Annotated in this window: 16 protein-coding genes and 1 other RNA gene; 7 read left to right on the forward strand and 10 right to left on the reverse strand. The window is 35.4% G+C overall.

All coding sequences use genetic code 11. From position 1 onward, the window contains the following. Positions 1-96 precede the first annotated feature (96 nt). Genes AB3G39_RS09950 through AB3G39_RS09960 form a run of 3 tightly spaced genes read right to left on the reverse strand, consistent with a single transcriptional unit; the run spans position 97 to position 13,625 of the window. Positions 97-2,034 (reverse strand): OmpA family protein, encoded by a 1,938-nt coding sequence (locus tag AB3G39_RS09950; RefSeq protein ID WP_369765069.1) that lies wholly within the window; start codon positions 2,032-2,034, stop codon positions 97-99. 12 nt (positions 2,035-2,046) lie between these two features. Then, positions 2,047-2,955: a type IX secretion system membrane protein PorP/SprF gene (locus AB3G39_RS09955; protein WP_367753228.1), complete on the reverse strand. Its 909-nt coding sequence runs from the start codon at positions 2,953-2,955 to the stop codon at positions 2,047-2,049. 59 nt (positions 2,956-3,014) lie between these two features. Further along, a complete protein-coding gene (locus tag AB3G39_RS09960; protein ID WP_369769331.1) occupies positions 3,015-13,625 on the reverse strand; it encodes a gliding motility-associated C-terminal domain-containing protein in 10,611 nt (3,536 codons plus the stop codon). A 372-nt stretch (positions 13,626-13,997) separates the two neighbouring features. On the opposite strand from AB3G39_RS09960, the gene AB3G39_RS09965 reads away from it, so the two are divergent. Genes AB3G39_RS09965 through AB3G39_RS09980 form a run of 4 tightly spaced genes read left to right on the forward strand, consistent with a single transcriptional unit; the run spans position 13,998 to position 18,087 of the window. Beyond that, positions 13,998-14,483: a histidine phosphatase family protein gene (locus tag AB3G39_RS09965; protein WP_367770066.1), complete on the forward strand. Its 486-nt coding sequence runs from the start codon at positions 13,998-14,000 to the stop codon at positions 14,481-14,483. Between the two features lie 10 nt (positions 14,484-14,493). Further along, positions 14,494-16,563: a polyphosphate kinase 1 gene (ppk1, locus tag AB3G39_RS09970; protein WP_367753222.1), complete on the forward strand. Its 2,070-nt coding sequence runs from the start codon at positions 14,494-14,496 to the stop codon at positions 16,561-16,563. Positions 16,564-16,613: 50 nt separating this feature from the next. Continuing rightward, positions 16,614-17,504: a Ppx/GppA phosphatase family protein gene (locus AB3G39_RS09975; protein ID WP_367753220.1), complete on the forward strand. Its 891-nt coding sequence runs from the start codon at positions 16,614-16,616 to the stop codon at positions 17,502-17,504. A gap of 7 nt (positions 17,505-17,511) precedes the next feature. Next, positions 17,512-18,087 (forward strand): TMEM175 family protein, encoded by a 576-nt coding sequence (locus tag AB3G39_RS09980; RefSeq protein ID WP_367770063.1) that lies wholly within the window; start codon positions 17,512-17,514, stop codon positions 18,085-18,087. 1 nt (position 18,088) lies between these two features. On the opposite strand, the gene AB3G39_RS09985 is transcribed toward AB3G39_RS09980, so the two are convergent. Continuing rightward, positions 18,089-18,379: a DNA polymerase III gene (locus tag AB3G39_RS09985; protein ID WP_367753216.1), complete on the reverse strand. Its 291-nt coding sequence runs from the start codon at positions 18,377-18,379 to the stop codon at positions 18,089-18,091. A 67-nt stretch (positions 18,380-18,446) separates the two neighbouring features. Between AB3G39_RS09985 and AB3G39_RS09990 the strand changes: the two genes are divergently transcribed. Continuing rightward, entirely contained in the window at positions 18,447-18,710 is a 264-nt protein-coding gene (locus AB3G39_RS09990) for a hypothetical protein (protein WP_369753850.1), read from the forward strand. A 28-nt stretch (positions 18,711-18,738) separates the two neighbouring features. Here the strand turns inward: AB3G39_RS09990 and dnaX are convergent, their stop codons facing one another. The 4 genes from dnaX to AB3G39_RS10010 form a co-directional block, all read right to left on the reverse strand. Next, positions 18,739-19,824 (reverse strand): DNA polymerase III subunit gamma/tau, encoded by a 1,086-nt coding sequence (gene dnaX, locus AB3G39_RS09995; protein ID WP_367770057.1) that lies wholly within the window; start codon positions 19,822-19,824, stop codon positions 18,739-18,741. A 98-nt stretch (positions 19,825-19,922) separates the two neighbouring features. Next, positions 19,923-21,038 carry a class I SAM-dependent methyltransferase gene (locus AB3G39_RS10000; protein ID WP_369765072.1) on the reverse strand — a complete coding sequence of 372 codons (1,116 nt, stop codon included), beginning with the start codon at positions 21,036-21,038 and terminating at the stop codon, positions 19,923-19,925. A gap of 100 nt (positions 21,039-21,138) precedes the next feature. Then, positions 21,139-21,438, reverse strand: coding sequence for a hypothetical protein (locus AB3G39_RS10005; RefSeq protein ID WP_369753847.1), 300 nt, complete (start codon positions 21,436-21,438; stop codon positions 21,139-21,141). A 40-nt stretch (positions 21,439-21,478) separates the two neighbouring features. Then, the gene (locus AB3G39_RS10010) at positions 21,479-21,790 is read right to left on the reverse strand and encodes a hypothetical protein (RefSeq protein WP_369753846.1); all 312 of its coding nucleotides are present in this window, start codon (positions 21,788-21,790) and stop codon (positions 21,479-21,481) included. A gap of 116 nt (positions 21,791-21,906) precedes the next feature. Between AB3G39_RS10010 and rnpB the strand changes: the two genes are divergently transcribed. After that, positions 21,907-22,226: RNase P RNA component class A (gene rnpB, locus AB3G39_RS10015), an RNA gene on the forward strand. A 125-nt stretch (positions 22,227-22,351) separates the two neighbouring features. Continuing rightward, on the forward strand, positions 22,352-23,290 hold the full coding sequence (locus AB3G39_RS10020; protein WP_369765073.1) for a ketopantoate reductase family protein: 939 nt from the start codon (positions 22,352-22,354) through the stop codon (positions 23,288-23,290). Positions 23,291-23,364: 74 nt separating this feature from the next. On the opposite strand, the gene AB3G39_RS10025 is transcribed toward AB3G39_RS10020, so the two are convergent. Beyond that, positions 23,365-23,958, reverse strand: coding sequence for an RsmD family RNA methyltransferase (locus AB3G39_RS10025; RefSeq protein ID WP_367770043.1), 594 nt, complete (start codon positions 23,956-23,958; stop codon positions 23,365-23,367). After that, positions 23,955-24,776 carry a DUF3822 family protein gene (locus AB3G39_RS10030; protein ID WP_369765074.1) on the reverse strand — a complete coding sequence of 274 codons (822 nt, stop codon included), beginning with the start codon at positions 24,774-24,776 and terminating at the stop codon, positions 23,955-23,957. Before AB3G39_RS10030 ends, AB3G39_RS10025 begins: the two co-directional genes overlap by 4 nt. Positions 24,777-24,883 lie beyond the last annotated feature (107 nt).

Genomic DNA, 24,883 nt, shown 5'->3' on the forward strand with positions numbered 1-24,883 from the left:
TTAAATAATGGTAAGAATTAAATTATTGCTTGGTATAAAACGAAAAAACCTCGAAGCTATAACTTTCGAGGTTCGGTTTTATTTTTTTTTCGTGTATTATAATGCAGTAATAATGAATTCACTACGTCTATTCATTTGGTGTTCTTCTTCGGTACATTTTACTCCATCGGAACATTTGTTTACCAATTGAGTTTCTCCATATCCTTTACCAGTAAGTCTACTAGAATCAATTCCATTTTTTATTAACCAATTTATAGTAGATTTTGCTCTCCTATCTGATAAGGCTTCGTTATATTTAAAAGTTTGTCTACTATCAGTATGGGAACGAATGTCTAATTTCATTGTAGGGTTTTGTCTAAGTACATCTAGAATTTTTTCTAAATCTAAAGCTGCCTCAACTCTAATATTGGATTTATCTAAGTCAAAATAAATCATTTTTATGCCAAAACATTTTCCTAAATCATCACCTATAGTTACTTTACATTCTGCTTTTTCTAAAGGGATTGGTAAGTTTGTTCTACCGTTTTCATTAGAAATTTTAATTTTCAACTCATTAGTTGCATATTCTTCTTTTTGTGCTCTTACATTATAGGTTTTATCACAATCAACAGAAAATAAATAGTCCCCTTTTTCATCAGAAATAACTTCGCTAATTAGATTAAATTGATTGTCAAATAAACTGACTTTTGAATTAGGAAGGGCTTCAGAAGTTACTAAATCAGTAATTTTTCCATATAATTCTTGGGTACATGCTAATTTTCTTAATTCTAAGAACTTATAAATATCGTCATATCCTAGACCTCCATCTCTATTTGAAGAAAAGTAACCTTTTCTTGAATTAGTATCAATCCAATAAGCAAAATCATCCTTTGAAGAGTTTACATCTGACCCTACATTTTGTACTTCAGTAAATGAGCCATCTAAATTTATTTTTGAAACAAAAATATCTAATCCTCCTAATCCTGGATGACCGTCTGATGCAAAATAAATTTCATTTTCATCATTTATAAAAGGAAAGGTTTCACGGCCCTCAGTGTTTATTGTTTTTCCTAAGTTTTCTGGAGTAGAATAAGTTCCATCTTCATTAATTTCTACTTTAAATAAATCAGACTGACCAATCGTTCCTGGCATATCAGAAGCAAAATATAACGTTTTTTCATCTGGGCTTAATGCAGGGTGTGCAGTACTGTAACTATCACTATTAAATGGTAATTCGGTTATATTGGACCATTTGTTATTATCTAATACCGCTTTATATATTTTTATGAGTGTAATTTGTTTACCATCTTTTCCTTTTTTTCCATCTAGAAAATTATTTCTAGTGAAATACATCGTTTTTCCATCTTTAGTAAATGCAGGAGTGGATTCATTAAATTTTGAATTTACATTTTCATCAAATTTACTTGGAATTCCAGGGTTCATGTCTTTATCAACATCTGTAGCATACAGATTTGTAAAATATTGATTAGTCCAAGTATGTTTACGTTTACTTATACTTCCAGTATCTCTTGCCGAAGTGAAAATAATTTTATCTAGATATTTTGTTGTACCGTAATCTGAATATTGAGAATTTATTCCAGCATCTTCCACTTTATATCTTCCTGAATTTGCCTTAATAGCGTCAAGATAATTTTCGTTTTTTACAAATAACTTACCTCTTGAATCATTCCCTGAAATCTGATTAAATTTTTCTAAAATTTCATTTGCTTTATCATTCTCACCAATTGATCTTAATGATTGAGAATAGCGGTAATAATATTTTGGTTCTAAATCAGATGTCATCGCAAATAGTTCGGTATACCATTTAGCAGCATTACTTAGTTCTCCATTAAAGTAATAAGCATTTCCTAACTTTTGAAACATATCAATAGATTTGTATCCTTTTTCAGCTACTCTTTCATATGTTTTTATAGCATCTATGTAGGCAAAGTTTTCATATTTTTTATCTGCGGCTTTTAATTCCACTTTTTGTGAATAACCGTTGAAAGAAAAAATACTTATTAATGATAGGTAAAGGATTATATAGTTTTTCATAATATAAATATATTAAAAGAATCTTGGAGTCGTAATTTTGTCATTATTTTTAAATAATTCATATCGCAAGAATATTTCATGAGAGCCGGAATTATAATTATCCAATTTAGTGTTGTCAAGGTCATAACCATAGCCAATATATAATCCATCAGATATTTGCATTCCAACCATTGCACTTATAGCAGCACTCCATCTATATGCTAATCCAACCATAAACTTATCATTAAACATAAAGTTTCCAGAAACATCAACTTGAAGAGGGGCACCCTTTACCATTTTAGTAAGTAAGGCAGGTTTAAATTTAATGTTGCTATTAAGATCAAATACATAACCAGCAATTAAATAATAGTTTATTTTTTCTTTAAAAATGGCAACTTCATTACTATCGTAACGATTAGATTCTATAAAATTTGGAACCGAAAAACCTACATAAGCTTTACTGGAATGAAGGTATAGACCTACACCTATATTTGGTGAAAATTTATTATTATAATCATGTAAACTTGGGTCATCATCAACAGGATTTAATTTTGACACATCTAAATCAAATAAATTAGCAGTTGCTTTAACTCCAAAGGACAACTTAAAAGTTTCAGATGTTGGAACTGTATATGATAAATCTGCAGAAATAGTGTTTTCATGAATTGGACCAATTTTATCATTTATTACTGACACCCCTAAACCTAATTTGCTGGAATTTAAAGGAGTGTTTATTGAGACAGCATTTGTAGTAGGTGCGCCATCTAATCCTACCCATTGTGTACGATGTAAAGCAAATATACTCATAACTCCTCTTGACCCAGCATAAGCAGGATTGACATTGACTGTGTTATACATGTACTGTGTGAACTGGGAATCTTGTTGCGCATAACTTACAATTCCCGCAAATAGTAAAACGGATAATATGATTTTTCTCTTCATTTTGTTCTATTTTTTTAATCTAAGAGTTTTTAATTCTTAGAATCAGATTTGAGTTTGTTTTATCTTGTAAGGTATAAATAACCATTCTTTTTATTGGTTTGAATATTTCCATTTCCATCAACTGATGTATAATTTAATATATAAAAATACGTTCCAGAAGGTAATCCAGAAGACTGGCTAATTGTCGTTCTACCTTGTGATATACCCGTAAAAACTTTACTAGTATTATTATATCCTTGAGTTTCATAAACTAATATTCCCCAACGGTTATAGATTTCAACAGTATTTTCGGGATAACATATTGTGTCTTCTATATTATCAATTATAAATTGCTCATTAATTCCATCACCATTAGGAGAAAAAGCATTGTGTACTTCAACGACACCACAACCTAAAACAATACCACAATCCGCATCAGAAACATTCATTTTTATGATATATGTTATTGGACAACCATCAGTTTCAATTTCATATTGAATATTATAAATACCTTGAGATACTCCAAAAGGAGTGAATATATTTCCTATTAGAACTCCGGTATTATCATCAATCCAAATACCATTTAATGGAGTACCTTGAGGTAAGAGAGTTACTAAATCAATAGTTAATGTATTATCAGTATTACATGCAGTACTTTCAATTATTATAGGTTCAATTTTTTCTGGTTGAGTAATAGTAACGGAAGTTGTAGCATTACAGAATGCTCTTTCATCATTAGCTGTAAGAGTATAAGTTCCAGCAGGCAAGTTGGTATTAGATAAAACCTCGTTAGCTGCATTGGTTATTACAACAATAGAACCTGTACTACTAGTTACTGCGATTGAGCCATTGGCTAGACCAAAACAAGTAACATTGGTAGCAATTCCGCTAACGGTTACTGCAATTTCAGGTTGTGTGATGATTACTTGAGCAGTAGCTGAACAAGAATTTCCTTCATTACCACCATTTGCTGTAGCGGTAAGAGTATAAGTTCCAGCAGGTAAGTTTATATTAGATACCACTTGATTAGTAGCATTCGTTATTACCACAGTAGAACCAGTACTATTAGTTACAGTAATCGAACCATTAGCTTGACCAAAACAAGAAACATTAGTAGCAATTCCGCTAACAGATACTGCGATTTCTGGTTGAGTAATGGTTACATTAACTGTAGTTTGACATCCTTTAGCATCGGTTACGGTAAAAGTTTTTAAACCAGCAGTCAATCCTGTTTGAGCAGGTGTGATGGTATATCCAGCCGTTCCTCCAGCAGGAGTAATGACAACAGACCCATCGTTACCACCAAAACAAGACACATTTACTTGTGTTCCGGCTGTTGCGCTTAAAGCTACAGCAGGCTCAGTAATGGTTACATCAACTGTAGTTTGACATCCTTTAGCATCGGTTACGGTGAAGGTATGTAAACCAGCTGTCAATCCTGTTTGAGCGGGTGTGATGGTGTATCCAGCCGTTCCTCCAGCAGGAGTAATGACAACAGACCCATCGTTACCACCAAAACAAGACACATTTATTTGCGTTCCGGCTGTTGCACTTAAAGCTACAGCAGGCTCAGTAATCGTTACATCAATTGTAGTTTGACATCCTTTAGCATCCGTCACAGTGAAGGTATGTAAACCAGCTGTCAATCCTGTTTGAGCAGGTGTGATGGTGTATCCAGCCGTTCCTCCAGCAGGAGTAATGACAACAGACCCATCGTTACCACCAAAACAAGAGACATTTATTTGTGTTCCGGCTGTTGCACTTAAAGCTACAGCAGGTTCAGTAATAGTAACCTGAACAGTAGTTTGACATCCTTTAGCATCCGTTACGGTAAAAGTTTTTAAACCAGCAGTCAATCCTGTTTGAGCAGGTGTGATGGTGTATCCAGCCGTTCCTCCAGCAGGAGTAATGACAACAGACCCATCGTTACCACCAAAACAAGACACATTTACTTGTGTTCCGGCTGTTGCACTTAAAGCTACAGCAGGCTCAGTAATCGTTACATCAATTGTAGTTTGACATCCTTTAGCATCGGTTACGGTAAAAGTTTTCAAACCAGCAGTCAATCCTGTTTGAGCAGGTGTGATGGTATATCCAGCCGTTCCTCCAGCAGGAGTAATGACAACAGACCCATCGTTACCACCAAAACAAGAGACATTTATTTGTGTTCCGGCCGTTGCACTTAAAGCTACAGCAGGTTCAGTAATAGTAACCTGAACAGTAGTTTGACATCCTTTAGCATCCGTTACGGTAAAAGTTTTTAAACCAGCAGTCAATCCTGTTTGAGCAGGTGTGATGGTGTATCCAGCCGTTCCTCCAGCAGGAGTAATGACAACAGACCCATCGTTACCACCAAAACAAGACACATTTACTTGTGTTCCGGCTGTTGCACTTAAAGCTAGAGCAGGCTCAGTAATCGTTACATCAATTGTAGTTTGACATCCTTTAGCATCGGTTACGGTAAAAGTTTTTAAACCAGCAGTCAATCCTGTTTGAGCGGGCGTGATGGTGTATCCAGCCGTTCCTCCAGCAGGAGTAATGACAACAGACCCATCGTTACCACCAAAACAAGACACATTTACTTGTGTTCCGGCTGTTGCGCTTAAAGCTAGAGCAGGCTCAGTAATCGTTACATCAATTGTAGTTTGACATCCTTTAGCATCCGTTACGGTAAAAGTTTTTAAACCAGCAGTCAATCCTGTTTGAGCAGGCGTGATAGTGTATCCAGCCGTTCCCCCAGCAGGAGTAATGACAACAGACCCATCGTTACCACCAAAACAAGACACATTTACTTGTGTTCCGGCTGTTGCACTTAAAGCTACAGCAGGTTCAGTAATAGTAACCTGAACAGTAGTTTGACATCCTTTAGCATCCGTTACGGTAAAAGTTTTTAAACCAGCAGTCAATCCTGTTTGAGCAGGTGTGATGGTGTATCCAGCCGTTCCTCCAGCAGGAGTAATGACAACAGACCCATCGTTACCACCAAAACAAGACACATTTACTTGTGTTCCGGCTGTTGCACTTAAAGCTAGAGCAGGCTCAGTAATCGTTACATCAATTGTAGTTTGACATCCTTTAGCATCCGTTACGGTAAAAGTTTTTAAACCAGCAGTCAATCCTGTTTGAGCGGGCGTGATGGTGTATCCAGCCGTTCCTCCAGCAGGAGTAATGACAACAGACCCATCGTTACCACCAAAACAAGACACATTTACTTGTGTTCCGGCCGTTGCGCTTAAAGCTAGAGCAGGCTCAGTAATCGTTACATCAATTGTAGTTTGACATCCTTTAGCATCCGTTACGGTAAAAGTTTTTAAACCAGCAGTCAATCCTGTTTGAGCAGGTGTGATGGTATATCCAGCCGTTCCCCCAGCAGGAGTAATGACAACAGACCCATCGTTACCACCAAAACAAGACACATTTACTTGTGTTCCGGCTGTTGCACTTAAAGCTAGAGCAGGCTCAGTAATGGTTACATCAATTGTAGTTTGACATCCTTTAGCATCGGTTACGGTAAAAGTTTTTAAACCAGCAGTCAATCCTGTTTGAGCAGGTGTGATGGTGTATCCAGCCGTTCCTCCAGCAGGAGTAATGACAACAGACCCATCGTTACCACCAAAACAAGACACATTTACTTGTGTTCCGGCTGTTGCACTTAAAGCTAGAGCAGGCTCAGTAATCGTTACATCAATTGTAGTTTGACATCCTTTAGCATCGGTTACGGTAAAAGTTTTTAAACCAGCAGTCAATCCTGTTTGAGCAGGTGTGATGGTGTATCCAGCCGTTCCTCCAGCAGGAGTAATGACAACAGACCCATCGTTACCACCAAAACAAGACACATTTATTTGCGTTCCCGCTGTTGCACTTAAAGCTACAGCAGGCTCAGTAATGGTTACATCAATTGTAGTTTGACATCCTTTAGCATCCGTTACGGTAAAAGTTTTTAAACCAGCAGTCAATCCTGTTTGAGCAGGCGTGATGGTATATCCAGCCGTTCCCCCAGCAGGAGTAATGACAACAGACCCATCGTTACCACCAAAACAAGAGACATTTATTTGTGTTCCGGCCGTTGCACTTAAAGCTACAGCAGGTTCAGTAATAGTAACCTGAACAGTAGTTTGACATCCTTTAGCATCCGTTACGGTAAAAGTTTTTAAACCAGCAGTCAATCCTGTTTGAGCAGGTGTGATGGTGTATCCAGCCGTTCCTCCAGCAGGAGTAATGACAACAGACCCATCGTTACCACCAAAACAAGAGACATTTATTTGTGTTCCGGCTGTTGCACTTAAAGCTACAGCAGGTTCAGTAATAGTAACCTGAACAGTAGTTTGACATCCTTTAGCATCCGTTACGGTAAAAGTTTTTAAACCAGCAGTCAATCCTGTTTGAGCAGGTGTGATGGTGTATCCAGCCGTTCCTCCAGCAGGAGTAATGACAACAGAACCATCGTTACCACCAAAACAAGAGACATTTACTTGTGTTCCGGCTGTTGCGCTTAAAGCTACAGCAGGTTCAGTAATAGTAACCTGAACAGTAGTTTGACATCCTTTAGCATCGGTTACGGTAAAAGTTTTTAAACCAGCAGTCAATCCTGTTTGAGCAGGTGTGATGGTATATCCAGCCGTTCCCCCAGCAGGAGTAATGACAACAGACCCATCGTTACCACCAAAACAAGAGACATTTATTTGTGTTCCGGCCGTTGCACTTAAAGCTACAGCAGGTTCAGTAATAGTAACCTGAACAGTAGTTTGACATCCTTTAGCATCCGTTACGGTAAAAGTTTTTAAACCAGCAGTCAATCCTGTTTGAGCGGGCGTGATGGTGTATCCAGCCGTTCCTCCAGCAGGAGTAATGACAACAGACCCATCGTTACCACCAAAACAAGACACATTTACTTGTGTTCCGGCCGTTGCGCTTAAAGCTAGAGCAGGCTCAGTAATCGTTACATCAATTGTAGTTTGACATCCTTTAGCATCCGTTACGGTAAAAGTTTTTAAACCAGCAGTCAATCCTGTTTGAGCAGGCGTGATAGTGTATCCAGCCGTTCCCCCAGCAGGAGTAATGACAACAGACCCATCGTTACCACCAAAACAAGACACATTTACTTGTGTTCCGGCCGTTGCACTTAAAGCTACAGCAGGCTCAGTAATCGTTACATCAATTGTAGTTTGACATCCTTTAGCATCGGTTACGGTAAAAGTTTTCAAACCAGCAGTCAATCCTGTTTGAGCAGGCGTGATGGTATATCCAGCCGTTCCTCCAGCAGGAGTAATGACAACAGACCCATCGTTACCACCAAAACAAGAGACATTTATTTGTGTTCCGGCCGTTGCACTTAAAGCTACAGCAGGTTCAGTAATAGTAACCTGAACAGTAGTTTGACATCCTTTAGCATCCGTTACGGTAAAAGTTTTTAAACCAGCAGTCAATCCTGTTTGAGCAGGTGTGATGGTGTATCCAGCCGTTCCTCCAGCAGGAGTAATGACAACAGACCCATCGTTACCACCAAAACAAGACACATTTACTTGTGTTCCGGCTGTTGCACTTAAAGCTAGAGCAGGCTCAGTAATCGTTACATCAATTGTAGTTTGACATCCTTTAGCATCGGTTACGGTAAAAGTTTTTAAACCAGCAGTCAATCCTGTTTGAGCAGGTGTGATGGTGTATCCAGCCGTTCCTCCAGCAGGAGTAATGACAACAGACCCATCGTTACCACCAAAACAAGACACATTTACTTGTGTTCCGGCTGTTGCACTTAAAGCTAGAGCAGGCTCAGTAATCGTTACATCAATTGTAGTTTGACATCCTTTAGCATCGGTTACGGTAAAAGTTTTTAAACCAGCAGTCAATCCTGTTTGAGCGGGTGTGATAGTGTATCCAGCCGTTCCCCCAGCAGGAGTAATGACAACAGACCCATCGTTACCACCAAAACAAGAGACATTTATTTGCGTTCCGGCTGTTGCACTTAAAGCTACAGCAGGCTCAGTAATCGTTACATCAATTGTAGTTTGACATCCTTTAGCATCCGTCACAGTGAAGGTATGTAAACCAGCAGTCAATCCTGTTTGAGCGGGCGTGATAGTGTATCCAGCCGTTCCTCCAGCAGGAGTAATGACAACAGACCCATCGTTACCACCAAAACAAGACACATTTACTTGTGTTCCGGCCGTTGTGCTTAAAGCTAGAGCAGGCTCAGTAATCGTTACATCAATTGTAGTTTGACATCCTTTAGCATCCGTCACAGTGAAGGTATGTAAACCAGCAGTCAATCCTGTTTGAGCGGGCGTGATGGTGTATCCAGCCGTTCCTCCAGCAGGAGTAATGACAACAGAACCATCGTTACCACCAAAACAAGAGACATTTACTTGTGTTCCGGCTGTTGCGCTTAAAGCTACAGCAGGTTCAGTAATAGTAACCTGAACAGTAGTTTGACATCCTTTAGCATCGGTTACGGTAAAAGTTTTTAAACCAGCAGTCAATCCTGTTTGAGCAGGTGTGATGGTATATCCAGCCGTTCCCCCAGCAGGAGTAATGACAACAGACCCATCGTTACCACCAAAACAAGAGACATTTATTTGTGTTCCGGCCGTTGCACTTAAAGCTACAGCAGGTTCAGTAATAGTAACCTGAACAGTAGTTTGACATCCTTTAGCATCGGTTACGGTAAAAGTTTTTAAACCAGCAGTCAATCCTGTTTGAGCAGGTGTGATGGTGTATCCAGCCGTTCCTCCAGCAGGAGTAATGACAACAGACCCATCGTTACCACCAAAACAAGACACATTTACTTGTGTTCCGGCTGTTGCGCTTAAAGCTACAGCAGGCTCAGTAATAGTAACCTGAACAGTAGTTTGACATCCTTTAGCATCGGTTACGGTAAAAGTTTTTAAACCAGCAGTCAATCCTGTTTGAGCAGGTGTGATGGTGTATCCAGCCGTTCCCCCAGCAGGAGTAATGACAACAGACCCATCGTTACCACCAAAACAAGAGACATTTATTTGTGTTCCGGCCGTTGCACTTAAAGCTACAGCAGGTTCAGTAATAGTAACCTGAACAGTAGTTTGACATCCTTTAGCATCCGTTACGGTAAAAGTTTTTAAACCAGCAGTCAATCCTGTTTGAGCAGGTGTGATGGTGTATCCAGCCGTTCCTCCAGCAGGAGTAATGACAACAGACCCATCGTTACCACCAAAACAAGACACATTTACTTGTGTTCCGGCCGTTGCACTTAAAGCTACAGCAGGTTCAGTAATAGTAACCTGAACAGTAGTTTGACATCCTTTAGCATCCGTTACGGTAAAAGTTTTTAAACCAGCAGTCAATCCTGTTTGAGCAGGTGTGATGGTGTATCCAGCCGTTCCTCCAGCAGGAGTAATGACAACAGACCCATCGTTACCACCAAAACAAGACACATTTACTTGTGTTCCGGCTGTTGCACTTAAAGCTAGAGCAGGCTCAGTAATCGTTACATCAATTGTAGTTTGACATCCTTTAGCATCGGTTACGGTAAAAGTTTTTAAACCAGCAGTCAATCCTGTTTGAGCAGGTGTGATGGTGTATCCAGCCGTTCCTCCAGCAGGAGTAATGACAACAGACCCATCGTTACCACCAAAACAAGACACATTTATTTGCGTTCCGGCTGTTGCACTTAAAGCTAGAGCAGGCTCAGTAATCGTTACATCAATTGTAGTTTGACATCCTTTAGCATCGGTTACGGTAAAAGTTTTTAAACCAGCAGTCAATCCTGTTTGAGCGGGTGTGATAGTGTATCCAGCCGTTCCCCCAGCAGGAGTAATGACAACAGACCCATCGTTACCACCAAAACAAGAGACATTTATTTGCGTTCCGGCCGTTGCGCTTAAAGCTACAGCAGGCTCAGTAATCGTTACATCAATTGTAGTTTGACATCCTTTAGCATCCGTCACAGTGAAGGTATGTAAACCAGCAGTCAATCCTGTTTGAGCGGGCGTGATAGTGTATCCAGCCGTTCCTCCAGCAGGAGTAATGACAACAGACCCATCGTTACCACCAAAACAAGACACATTTACTTGTGTTCCGGCCGTTGTGCTTAAAGCTAGAGCAGGCTCAGTAATCGTTACATCAATTGTAGTTTGACATCCTTTAGCATCCGTCACAGTGAAGGTATGTAAACCAGCAGTCAATCCTGTTTGAGCGGGCGTGATGGTGTATCCAGCCGTTCCTCCAGCAGGAGTAATGACAACAGAACCATCGTTACCACCAAAACAAGAGACATTTACTTGTGTTCCGGCTGTTGCGCTTAAAGCTACAGCAGGTTCAGTAATAGTAACCTGAACAGTAGTTTGACATCCTTTAGCATCGGTTACGGTAAAAGTTTTTAAACCAGCAGTCAATCCTGTTTGAGCAGGTGTGATGGTATATCCAGCCGTTCCCCCAGCAGGAGTAATGACAACAGACCCATCGTTACCACCAAAACAAGAGACATTTATTTGTGTTCCGGCCGTTGCACTTAAAGCTACAGCAGGTTCAGTAATAGTAACCTGAACAGTAGTTTGACATCCTTTAGCATCCGTTACGGTAAAAGTTTTTAAACCAGCAGTCAATCCTGTTTGAGCAGGTGTGATGGTGTATCCAGCCGTTCCTCCAGCAGGAGTAATGACAACAGACCCATCGTTACCACCAAAACAAGACACATTTACTTGTGTTCCGGCTGTTGCGCTTAAAGCTACAGCAGGCTCAGTAATAGTAACCTGAACAGTAGTTTGACATCCTTTAGCATCGGTTACGGTAAAAGTTTTTAAACCAGCAGTCAATCCTGTTTGAGCAGGTGTGATGGTATATCCAGCCGTTCCCCCAGCAGGAGTAATGACAACAGACCCATCGTTACCACCAAAACAAGAGACATTTATTTGTGTTCCGGCCGTTGCACTTAAAGCTACAGCAGGTTCAGTAATAGTAACCTGAACAGTAGTTTGACATCCTTTAGCATCCGTTACGGTAAAAGTTTTTAAACCAGCAGTCAATCCTGTTTGAGCAGGTGTGATGGTGTATCCAGCCGTTCCCCCAGCAGGAGTAATGACAACAGACCCATCGTTACCACCAAAACAAGACACATTTACTTGTGTTCCGGCTGTTGCGCTTAAAGCTACAGCAGGCTCAGTAATGGTTACATCAACTGTAGTTTGACATCCTTTAGCATCCGTTACGGTAAAAGTTTTTAAACCAGCAGTCAATCCTGTTTGAGCAGGTGTGATGGTGTATCCAGCCGTTCCTCCAGCAGGAGTAATGACAACAGACCCATCGTTACCACCAAAACAAGACACATTTACTTGTGTTCCGGCTGTTGCGCTTAAAGCTACAGCAGGCTCAGTAATGGTTACATCAACTGTAGTTTGACATCCTTTAGCATCGGTTACGGTAAAAGTTTTTAAACCAGCAGTCAATCCTGTTTGAGCAGGTGTGATGGTGTATCCAGCCGTTCCTCCAGCAGGAGTAATGACAACAGACCCATCGTTACCACCAAAACAAGACACATTTACTTGCGTTCCGGCTGTTGCACTTAAAGCTACAGCAGGCTCAGTAATCGTTACATCAATTGTAGTTTGACATCCTTTAGCATCCGTCACAGTGAAGGTATGTAAACCAGCAGTCAATCCTGTTTGAGCGGGCGTGATGGTGTATCCAGCCGTTCCTCCAGCAGGAGTAATGACAACAGAACCATCGTTACCACCAAAACAAGAGACATTTACTTGAGAACTGAGAGTTGCAACTATGGCAGGGCGAACTGTTACAGTTGCTTCTACGGTTGAAATACTAGACCCACTACATAAGCCAGAACTTGAAAACAAGGCTCTGTATTTCGTAGTTACATATAAGTTAGTTGCAGTATAAGTAGTTGACATGTTACCTATATTAGTCCACGATGTAAATGGACTTACTGATGATTCCCAATTAATAATAGTTGCATTACTAGGAAGACCACTAATTGTTAGAGTTGTACTATTTGCACCATAGCATACAGTTGAATTAGGACCCACCGAACCTTTTAGAGGAATACCAAATGTTAGAGGAGTATCAACACATCTTTTTGAAGAAGCAGAGTTACCACTAACTGATGCTAATTTTGTAATATTTATTATTCCAGGAGTAGCATTGCAAATATTAATACCAAGACTTCCAAAAGGGATATTAAATTCTAGAAATGAAGCACCACTAGTACAAATAGTACCGCTTTTAGCAGCAAGTCCAGTAGTAATATCTGCTAAGATTAATTTTTGAGTTAAAATGTCCCATTTATATAATGTAAAAGAGCTAGCATTAGAATTAATTTCTATAACATATTCGGCTCCTGCTACGGATATGCTTCCTCCAAAAGTATCAGAAGTTAATCCAGTTGCGCTGTTATTATCTGTGTCTAAATACAATCTAAAAAGAGCTGCACCACTATTACCGATATTCATTCCCAATCTTAATACTTCAGTTTGAGTGTCAACTTTAGCTCTAATTGTTCCAACCTGACAGGTTGAAGACGGAGAAGTCGATAATAGTGCGCTAAACACCGTTCCTGTACCGTATTCATCACCAACAGCTCCAGGACCTGGACAATAATTTCCATCATAGGAATTTTGAGCGTAACAATTTGAAATAAATAGAGATAGAATAAGTAAAACAAAAATGATAAACTGTTTTAATTTTGAATTGGGTAAAATTGTTTTCATAGGATCAATTTTATATAGGTTTATAAAGCTTCAATTAGGACAAAATAATATTCGCATTCGTAATTAGATAGAGCTAAACTAATTACATTAAATTATTTTTTTTAATTTTCTCTTCGAATAGCTTAAAAACTCGTTAAATGACGCTTTTTTAGCAAATAAAAAGTTAAAAAACAACTGTTTTCAAAGGTTTATCTGTAATTAATCTAAATTTTATGTTAATTTTTATGTGAGTTAATTGTGATTACTTGTTTTTTTTTAATACAAAAGTGATTTTAAGAATATTTTAAAAGGAATAATGTTTAATAACTATATATATTGTATCTTTCTATTTCGGTTAAAATATTTAAGAAATTAATCAGAAAGATTGAGAATATGAAAAATCTAATATTAATAAGACATGCTAAATCAAATTGGGATGCACCTCTAAAAGATATCGATAGACCATTAGATCAAAGGGGTTACAAAGATGCCCATTTGGTATCTTTAAATATAATTAACGACTTGCCCAAAACATTTATCATTTGGAGTAGTATAGCAAAACGGGCATCAGATACCGCTGTAATTTTTGCTCAAAACGTATTATATCCTATGGAAAGTATTGTATATAAAGATACACTATACACTTTTGATGAAAGACAATTAGAAAAAATAGTTAAATCTTGCAGTAATTCTTATGATAGTTTGATTCTTTTTGGACATAATGCCGCAATTACAAATTTTGTTAATAAATTTGGGGATGTTTTTATAGATAATGTTCCTACAGCAGGTTTTGTATCTTTGCAATTTGATACAGATTATTGGGAAAAAATAAAAAAAGGTAAAACGAAAAAAATAATAGCTCCAAAAGATTTAAAATAAAATTAATATAGTGTTAGATCAAAAATATATAGATAGAGAAAAAAGTTGGTTAGCTTTTAATGCCAGAGTACTACAAGAAGCAGCAGACGATTCAGTACCACTTTTAGATAGATTGCGATTTTTAGGAATTTTTTCCAATAATTTAGACGAATTTTTTAGAGTTCGATTTGCAGCAATACGAAGATTGAGTCTTTCTGGCAAATCTGGAGAAAAAATTCTTGGAGGTATCTCAGCTCAACAATTAGTAAAAGATATTACTGAAATAGTAATTGAACATCAAACAGAAAGTCTACTTATACTTAAAGGAATCGAAAATGAACTTGAAAATGAAAACATTTTTATTATAAATGAAAATGAAATTTCAGTTGAACAGGAGATATTTCTAAAAGATTTTTTTATTCAAAAGTTGAGTCCTGAGTTAGTAACTATTATTTTAAATGATTTAGCTGAATTTCCATTGTTGAAAGATAATTTAGGTTATTTGGCTATAAAATTAGTAATGAATACAGATGCGGAAGTTCGTTATGCAATTATCGAAATTCCAAAAACAATGAATCGCTTCGTTGTTTTACCTTCAAACGATGAAAAACAATATGTTATTTTAATTGATGATGTCATTCGACATAATTTAAAAAGTATTTTTAACATTTTTGATTATGAGAGTGTATCAGCTCATATGATAAAAATCAGTCGAGATGCACAATTGGATATTGATAGTGACTTGAGTAAAAGCATGTTAGAGAAAATTTCAACTAGTGTAAAAGACAGAAGAATTGGTGAACCAGTTCGTTTTATTTATGATCAATTAATAGAAAAAGATACCTTACAGTTTTTTTTAGATAAAATGAAAATTGTTTCCACTGATAGTATTATACCAGGAGGAAGATACCATAATAGAAGGGATTATATGAATTTTCCAAACCTTGGAAGATTTGATTTATTATACAAAACAAATGTTCCTTTACCTATTCCGGGATTAAGCATAGAAGGAAGTATATTAGAAAAAATAAGTAAAAAAGATTATTTGCTAAATGCACCTTATCAATCTTTTTCATATCTCACAAAATTTTTGAGAGAAGCGGCGCTAGATCCTAAAGTTACCTCTATTAAAATTACACTTTACCGACTGGCTAAAAATTCTCAAATTATTAGCTCTCTTATTAATGCTGCAAAAAATGGAAAGAAAGTAACAGTACAAATTGAGTTGCAAGCTCGCTTTGACGAGGCTTCTAATATTTCCTACGCAGAGCAAATGCAACAGGAAGGAATCAATCTTATTTTTGGAATTAAAGGACTGAAAGTACACAGCAAAATCTGCGTGATCGAAAGAAACGAAAAAGGAAAAACAAAACGATATGGGTTTATTTCAACTGGAAATTTTAACGAGTCAACTGCTAAAGTTTATACTGATGTAACTTTATTCACGAGTCATCAACAAATTTTGAAAGATATTTCGAAAGTATTTGAATTTTTTGACATCAATTATAGAATTCATCGTTATAAGCATCTTATTGTTTCACCGCATTACACACGTACTCGATTTTATAAATTAATAGATAGAGAAATTTCCCATGCTCTCGCTGGGAGAAAAACATATATAAAGCTAAAAATGAATAGTTTGTCTGATTTTGGAATGATTGATAAACTATATGAAGCAAGTAATGCAGGAGTGAAAATTCAACTAGAAGTCAGAGGAATTTGTTCTTTAATACCTGGTGTTAAAGGAATGAGTGCTAATATTGAAGCGATTAGTATTGTTGATAATTATTTAGAACATTCTAGAATTTATATTTTTGGTAATGGAGGGCAAACGGAGGTTTATATATCTTCAGCTGATTTTATGACACGAAATTTAGACGGTAGGGTCGAAGTAACTTGCCCAATTTATGATCAAGAAATTAAAAATGAATTGATTGATAATTTTGATTTAGGTTGGAAAGGAAATGTAAAAGCGCGCTACCATTCTGATAAATTAGATAATAAATATAGAGAAAGAAATGGTGCCCCAATATTTAGAGCACAAATTGAAACGTATAAATACTACCAAAGAAAAGTAGATTTATTAGAAGAGACATTTTAATAAATTACTTTTTTAGTACCGTTTTGAAAAATAAAAATTCATAAGAAAGAATGATTAAGATAAAAAAATATGCTGCAATCGATATTGGATCAAATGCCATGCGATTATTGATTGTTAATATTGTTGAACAAGAGGGTAAAGAAGCTCAATTTAATAAGAGCTCATTAGTTCGTGTGCCAATTCGTTTAGGACAAGATGCTTTTACAGTTGGTGAAATTTCCGAAGAGAATATCGAAAGGATGTGTGATGCAATGAAGGCATTTAATCTTTTAATGAAAGTGCATAAGGTGCAGTCTTATAAAGCGTTTGCCACATCAGCAATGAGAGAAGCTTATAATGGAAAAGAAGTGGTAGAAGTTATTAAAGAAAAAGCAGATATTAATATTGAAATTATTGATGGTAAAAAAGAAGCCGCAATTATAGCATCGACAGATTTACATCACTTATTAAAAACGGATCAAACGTATCTTTTTGTTGATGTTGGTGGTGGAAGTACTGAATTCACGTTATTTTCTAATGGTAAGATGGTAAATTCCAGATCATTTAAGGCTGGTACTGTTCGGTTATTAAATAATATGGTTTGTGATGTTGTTTGGGAAGAAATTGAAAAATGGATTAGAACAAATACGGCTGATTATGAGGAAGTAACTCTTATTGGATCTGGTGGGAATATCAATAAATTATTTAAAATGTCGGGTAAAACGCAAGAGAAACCTTTATCATACATTTATATAAATTCTCAATATGCTTTTTTGAATTCATTAACTTATGAGCAAAGAATTTCTGAATTAGGTTTAAACCCTGATCGTGCTGATGTAATTATTCCTGCAGTTAGAATTTATCTTAATGCAATGAAGTGGAGTGGGGCAAGACAGATTTATGTGCCTAAAATTGGACTTTCAGATGGAATTGTAAAAGCAATGTATTATGAAAAAATATAACTAAAAGATGAATAAAAATAGATTAGAAGCTTTTAGTGACGGTGTTTTAGCAATTATCATTACTATTATGATTTTAGAAATTAAAGCACCTGAAGGAAAAGAATTTCAGGATTTAATCTCTGTTTATCCAAAATTTTTAAGTTATGTTTTAAGTTTTTTATATATAGGTATTTATTGGAACAATCACCATCATTTACTTCAAGGGCTTACAAAAGTTAACGGTAAAATGTTATGGGCAAATTTACATTTACTTTTTTGGTTGTCCTTAATTCCATTTTCAACAGCTTGGATGGGAGAAAATTATTTTTCTAAGTCAACAATGACCTTATACGGGATTATTCTAATGTTTTCAGCAATAGCTTTTAATCTATTGCAAACGTGTATTGTAAAGACGGAAGGAGTAGATTCTTTAGTAGGGAAAGCTACTAAAAATGACCTAAAAGGAAAGTTGTCAATCGTTTTATATATTTTGGGAATTATTATTTCCTTTTTTAACCAATGGATTTCGGGAGTGATTTATTTAATTGTGGCATTTATTTGGTTAGTACCTGATACTCGTATTGAAAAGAGTTTAATAAAATAAATTAGGCATTTAAATCCAAACCAAAAGTAGTTCTTAGTAGTTCTATATTAGGATTTATTTCATGTAACCTATTGTAACGATCTTGATCGTTAAAGCTTTTATTACTAGTAATACTTTCATTAACTATCACTTCTATAGATAGGTCATGATTGTGTAAATGACTTCTTAAATACCCTAAGAGTCCATTTTTCTCACTTTCAAAATCTAATTTCGAACCTTCATTTGGTAATTCAAAATGTATTGTAGTGGATCCATTCAAAACGGGGTCATTGATAAGTAATATTGATTCCATTATTTTAAATCCTTTGTCACCCAGTCGTTTGGCGTATTTTGTCCATTGAATTAACATTTCTGTTTCAGTGAAAGTTTCTGTAGGTAAATGCACTGACTCTTTTACAAAGGACTTACTGCTTTCTTCTAAAGCTTTTTTGGCTCGAATACTAGATAGTGAAAAGGCTGAAATTTTTGGTTCATCTGAATTTGATTCAATAATTCTTGTAGAAGAACTTGGAGAAATAATATTTTCTGGTTCTGTGCTTACTGCAACTTCAATTGTATTCGTAACAGGAATTTCAGCTGTTTTAACTGGTTCAGTAGCTTTAGTATTATCAGCTATCGAATAATCATTTTTTCTAAAATAAGTTGGCGGAATTATAAAGGACTCAACTTTTTTTTTTCTCCATCAAAAGTGATAGAGGCTAGTTGCATCAAACAAAGTTCTACAAGTAAGCGTTGATTTTGACTTAGCTTGTATTTTAAATCACAGTCATTTGCAATAGCAATTCCTTTTAATAAAAAGTCTTGACTGCATTTTTTAGCCTGTAAACCGTACATTTTTTGAGCTTGTTCACCTACTTCTAATAACGATAGAGTTGATGGGTTTTTGCTTACTAATAAATCTCTAAAATGAGAAGCTAATCCAGATACAAAATGATGGCTATCAAATCCTTTTGAAAGAATTTCATTGAACGCCATTAGTAAATCAGGAATTTTATTTTCAAGTATTAAATCAGTAACTGTAATATAAGTTTCGTAGTCAAGAACATTTAAATTTTCAGTAACTGCTTGACGTGTTAAGTTTGCACCACAATAAGAAACTACTCTGTCAAAAATAGACAAAGCATCACGCATGGCGCCATCTGCTTTTTGAGCGATGATATGTAATGCATCGTCTTCGTAAACGACACCTTGATTCGTAGCTACTTCTGCAAGATGTTCTTTAGCATCTTTTACTGTTATTCTTTTGAAATCAAATATTTGACAACGCGATAAAATCGTTGGAATAATTTTATGTTTTTCAGTAGTTGCCAAAATAAAAATAGCGTGTTTTGGTGGCTCTTCTAATGTTTTTAAGAAAGCATTAAATGCAGCTGATGATAACATATGCACCTCATCAATAATATAAACTTTATATTTCCCAGTTTGTGGGGGAATGCGAACTTGGTCAATTAAATTTCTAATATCATCAACAGAGTTATTTGATGCCGCATCCAATTCGAAGACATTAAAAGCAAAATCTTCATTTGGGTCATCATAACCAGGTTGATTAATTTTCCGAGCTAAAATTCGAGCACAAGTAGTTTTACCAACACCGCGAGGTCCAGTAAACAAGAGGGCAGAAGCAAGGTGATTGCTTTCTATGGCATTCAATAAAGTATTGGTAATGGCTTTTTGCCCTACAACATCATTAAATGTTTGTGGACGATATTTACGAGCCGATACTACAAATTGTTCCATATAAATTTTATTCGATAGCAAATATAGGTAATGCGATTATATTATGAAAAGGATAATTTACTTAATTCAAAATTAAATATAGATTATGAAAAAGGGACTTATTCAATAGTTTTAATTACTGAAGTTTTTGCAAATTTTAATCCTGATAAAGAGTTTTGGTTTATTCCTTTTTGTTGAATTAATACTTTAAATTTCATTCCCATCGCCATCAATAATCCGTAATTAATATAGGATTCATGAATTTTTACTTGACTTTTACATAAGGGATTGTTTAAGGCTCTGTTTTGGTATTCTTTAATGCCAAGTGCTCTTAAAAAATTGGTTTGATCAATCATTCCACAATAATTAATTCCATATTTTAAACCCCAACGGCCAAGTGCCGAAAAATTAGTATGTGACGTAATATCTTGATAACCTATAAGTTGGTATGGATTTTCATTTTTTTGATGTTTGTTATAGCATAATAATGTGCCACTGCTTCTCGCATTTCGATATAGATCAGAAGAGAAAGAGCCATAATCAATTGTAATAATATATCCTTTATTTAGAAATTGTGAAACTTCCTTTATCCATGCTATTGCCTCCAGATTAATTTCTGTTCGATATCCTTTTGGAAGTACTACTTTTAAAGTTTTTAGGTACTCTTTAAGCTCCTTTTTAGCTGGCTGTAGCACTTCGATAAATCCATTGTCATAATCTACAAATACTTCTTTAAGTTCTTCGTCCATTACTACTTGATGAACTGAAAAATTATCAATAACTTCATTGGATAAGATACAGCCATTTATATCTGGAATTGTTTTTATAGAATTGTGCCAAGTTACTTTTTCAATTAAATATTTCTTTTCAACAGCACGCATACTCTCACTTTTTTCTATTATGCAATAGCTTAAGTCTTTGTATAATGTGGTGTTATTTTTTAAATAATGTAAAATATCCCGACATAAAAGCCCCGTTCCTGCTCCGTATTCAATAATTTTAAAGGGCTTTCTATCCAGTATTTCCCACATTTCTTCTATTTGCCGGCCTATCATTGCACCAAAAGATTCAGAAAGATTTGCACTGGTATAAAAATCTCCGTCTTGTCCAATTTTATTTTTCTTTGAATTGTAATAACCTAATTCTGGAAAATACAAAGCCATCTCCATAAAATCCCGAAAGGATAATGGACCCTCATTTTTAATTCGTTTAATTATTATTTCGGTAAGTAACATCAAATTACGATTAAATCTAGTTCGAAATATAGCTTTGAAAAAAAATAATTATTTGGGACGAATAATTTAAAAAATATAATTAGGAAATGAGTTGAGAAATTTATCTGTTTTTCTCTTCTATTGAAAGTTTTATTAATATTTGTGCAGCCTCACTAACTGAATTAGCTGAAAAACCAGAAACAAAAACACCTTTTGTACCTGATTCAGATTTAATACCATACACTATTGCTTCGTCATCTGGATTTGAATCTCCTTCATAACGGTAAATATGAATAATTTCATGTTGATTTGGATTTTTTACAATTTCCTGTTCGTGGATATTAAAATCATAGGTAAATCCTTTTTCATTTAATTCATTTAAAGCTTTTGAAACAGAAGCATAATGGTACATGTTTTTCATATTTTTATCTTAATTTGTTTTTTTTACTATTTTTTATACTTTAAATTCTGCATTGTTGATCATTTTCATCAACACATAGTTTTGATAATATTTGCGCCACTTTGCTATCAGAATTAGCCGAAAATCCAGCAACAAATACCCCTTTTTTTCCTGAAGTAGATTTAATGCCGTAAACCACAGCTTCGTCTCCAGGATCCGAATCTCCTTCATAGCGGTAGATGTGTTTGATTTCGTAATTATGAGGTTTCTTTACAATATCTTCCTCATGAATATTAAAGTCATAAGTAAACCCCATTTCATTCAAATTATCAAGAGCTTCAGAAACGGTCGAATAATGATAGATTGGTTTCATGATAAGAGATTTTTTTCATCTTAAAGATAACTATTTTATAATTAAGATATTGCAAAAGTGTTGTTAAAGTAACGATTCTAAAATAGCAAAGCATGAATAAAAAAATGTAAATTTGCCCAGCAGACCGCCTTATCGTCGTTCCGATTTTTCGGAAGGGAGGAAAGTCCGGACACCTTAGAGAAGCATAGCGGGTAATACCCGTCGGTTCGAGTAATCGGATTAGGACAAGTGCAACAGAAAGTATGTACAGGTAATGCTGTAGTGAAACCAGGTAAACTCTATGCGGTGAAATATCAAGTATATCAGCATTTAAGGGCTTCTCGTCCGTTGTTGAAGGGTAGATAGCTTGAGTCTCGTAGTAATGCGAGATCTAGATAAATGATAAGGGTCCCGATTTATCGGGATACAGAATCCGGCTTATAGGTCTGTTATTTTTATTAAAAGATTTAATAAATCAAAGATTGTGAAATCTAAAAGAGAACCATTAAGAAATTCAGTTATATTAAGTCTAAAGACTTGATTTCTAAATTTCTTAATGGTTTAATTTTTTAAATAGTGGTTATGAAAACAAGAATAGGTATATTAGGTTTGGGTGGAGTAGGTGGCTATTTTGGTGGACTTTTGGCGAAAGCCTATGCTGAATCAGATCAAATTGAGATTGTATTTATCGCACGTGGGGAAACTCAAAAAGCAATAGCGCGATCTGGCTTAAAAATTGTTTCGGATGACAATGAAATGATTGTTTTTCCAAGCATAGTATCTAATGATCCTGCAATAATAGGAAAATTAGATTACCTCATTTGTGCTACAAAAACGTATGATATTGAAGAGAGTCTTCTTGCGCTTCAAAAGTGCATTACAAAAAACACCGTTTTTCTACCTTTGTACAATGGTGTTGATGCGCCAGAAAGAATTAGTATCCTTTATCCTGATAATGTTGTTTTAGAAGGTTGTGTTTATATCGTTTCGATGATTAATGCTCCTGGTGAAATTACAAAAATAGGGGCGTACGAAAAATTATTTTTTGGATCTAGAACAGCCTCTATTTCTAAACTGAAAGCCTTACAATCCATTTTTAAAAAGGCAACGATAGAGAGTTATTTAGTAGACAACATTGAAGAAACGGTTTGGGAAAAATTTATTTTCATATCCGCATTAGCATCAGCTACTTCTTATTTGAACCAAAATGTAGGTGAAATTCTAAGTACCGATTCTAGCCGAAAATTATATGTTGGTCTTCTCAATGAAATCACGCTGATTGCCGCTGTTAAAGGATTGGAATTACCTAATGACATTATTATGCAAACTATTTTAAAATTAGAAAAAACACCACATAGCGCTACGTCTTCGATGCATCGTGATGTATTGGCTGGACGTAAATTTGAATTGGCATCCTTGACAGAATTTGTAGTGCAACAAGGATTGAAATATGAAGTAGAAACGCCAAATTATAAAATGGTTTTAGATAAATTATCGGTAGTTTTAGATTTTAATATTTAAGATTTTTTTTCCTATACTAAAAAAGAAAATGCCTTGCAATTACAAGGCATTTTCTTTTTGTAAATCTTATCTGATTATTCTTCTTCCCCGTCGTTTTCAAATAAATCCTCGTCTAACTCCTCGTCAGATGATGGTAATTCGAAGAAACTGAAAATAGATCCGCCATAACTTTTCTTAAATGAAAAATGAATTAGATGATCTAGTTTAGTATATTTTGAATGCTCAATAACCATCATTCCGTCTTGATTCAAACTGTTTTTTTCAAAAACAAGCAGCACAATTCTATCGAATGTAGCTTGGTCTAAAGCATAAGGTGGATCGGCAAAAATAATATCAAAAGTGGCATTGTTTCTTTCTAAAAATTTAAAGACATCACTTTTCGTAGCTGCAATATTAAAATCGTATTCAGCGGCTGTTTGTTTTATGAATTTCACGCAACCAAAATCCCCGTCAACTGAGGTTATTGGAGAACTTCCTCTAGAGGCAAATTCGTAGCTTATATTTCCTGTTCCAGCGAATAAGTCCAATACTTTCAATCCTTCAAAACTAAAATGGTTATTTAAAACATTGAATAAAGCTTCCTTAGACATATCGGTTGTAGGGCGAACGGGTAATCCTTTTGGTGGATTTATGCGTCTTCCTTTGTATTTTCCTGAAATGATTCTCATGAGTTGAAAAGTATATAATGATTTCTGTTTTCGGCCTCAGAAAAATAATTGTTCCATCGTAAAGCCTCAACGTCTACTAAAGAAACGTTACGGATGTATTTGTATGCTATTTTGAAAAATTCACTTTCTGTATCAATATCTCCTATTAATTCCAATAAGAATTTTTCTGGATTCATATTCAATTGTTCTGCAGTAAATAAAACGTAATAAATAAAATCTTCGGGTGTTTGGTAATCAAAGGAGTTGAATAATAACATCTTTTGATTTTGAATAACAATAATTTCAAAATGGCCTTTATTAAAATGGACAGTCATTTTTTTATCGTCAATATTTTTGGATGCATCCAAAAGGGTAGTGATCAAAATACTATTCGCATGCTTATAATCAAAAGCACCAAATTTGTCAATAAAAAAATTATTCATATTCACATAAGGAATATAGACACAGTTGATTTGATAATTGCTAATTTCATCGAAAGCGAAAAAATCAGTTTTAAAAACTTTTGTATTATACTGTAAATAACTACCTATAAAATTCTCATCGAATAAGGGTTCAGGAACAAATGTGGAAAGATTGTTGTTGTGTATAATGAGCACATCATCATAGCTGTCATTCAATTCAGCATATTCCTGAAAAGCATTCGAAAATAAATCTTCAATTTGTATTCCTTTATGGAAACTGTCAAAATGAACTTCATTAAAAGAAGTTATGGTATTGTTTAATGTATCAAAACAACAAAAAGAAAGTCCAGTCAAGGAAACTTGAATAGACAGTTTTTTATATTTCTTTTCGGTAATATTCGTATTTTGTGTAGACATAAACTTTTTTGAAACCCAATCTAAATATGGAATTTTGAATCGATTAAATGCAATTGCAAACTTACAATTTTTTTTGATTCTAATGGGATTTAATGTGATTCACCGGA

It is taken from the genome of Flavobacterium sp. WC2416 (assembly GCF_041200095.1).
Classification (GTDB): Bacteria; Bacteroidota; Bacteroidia; order Flavobacteriales; family Flavobacteriaceae; genus Flavobacterium.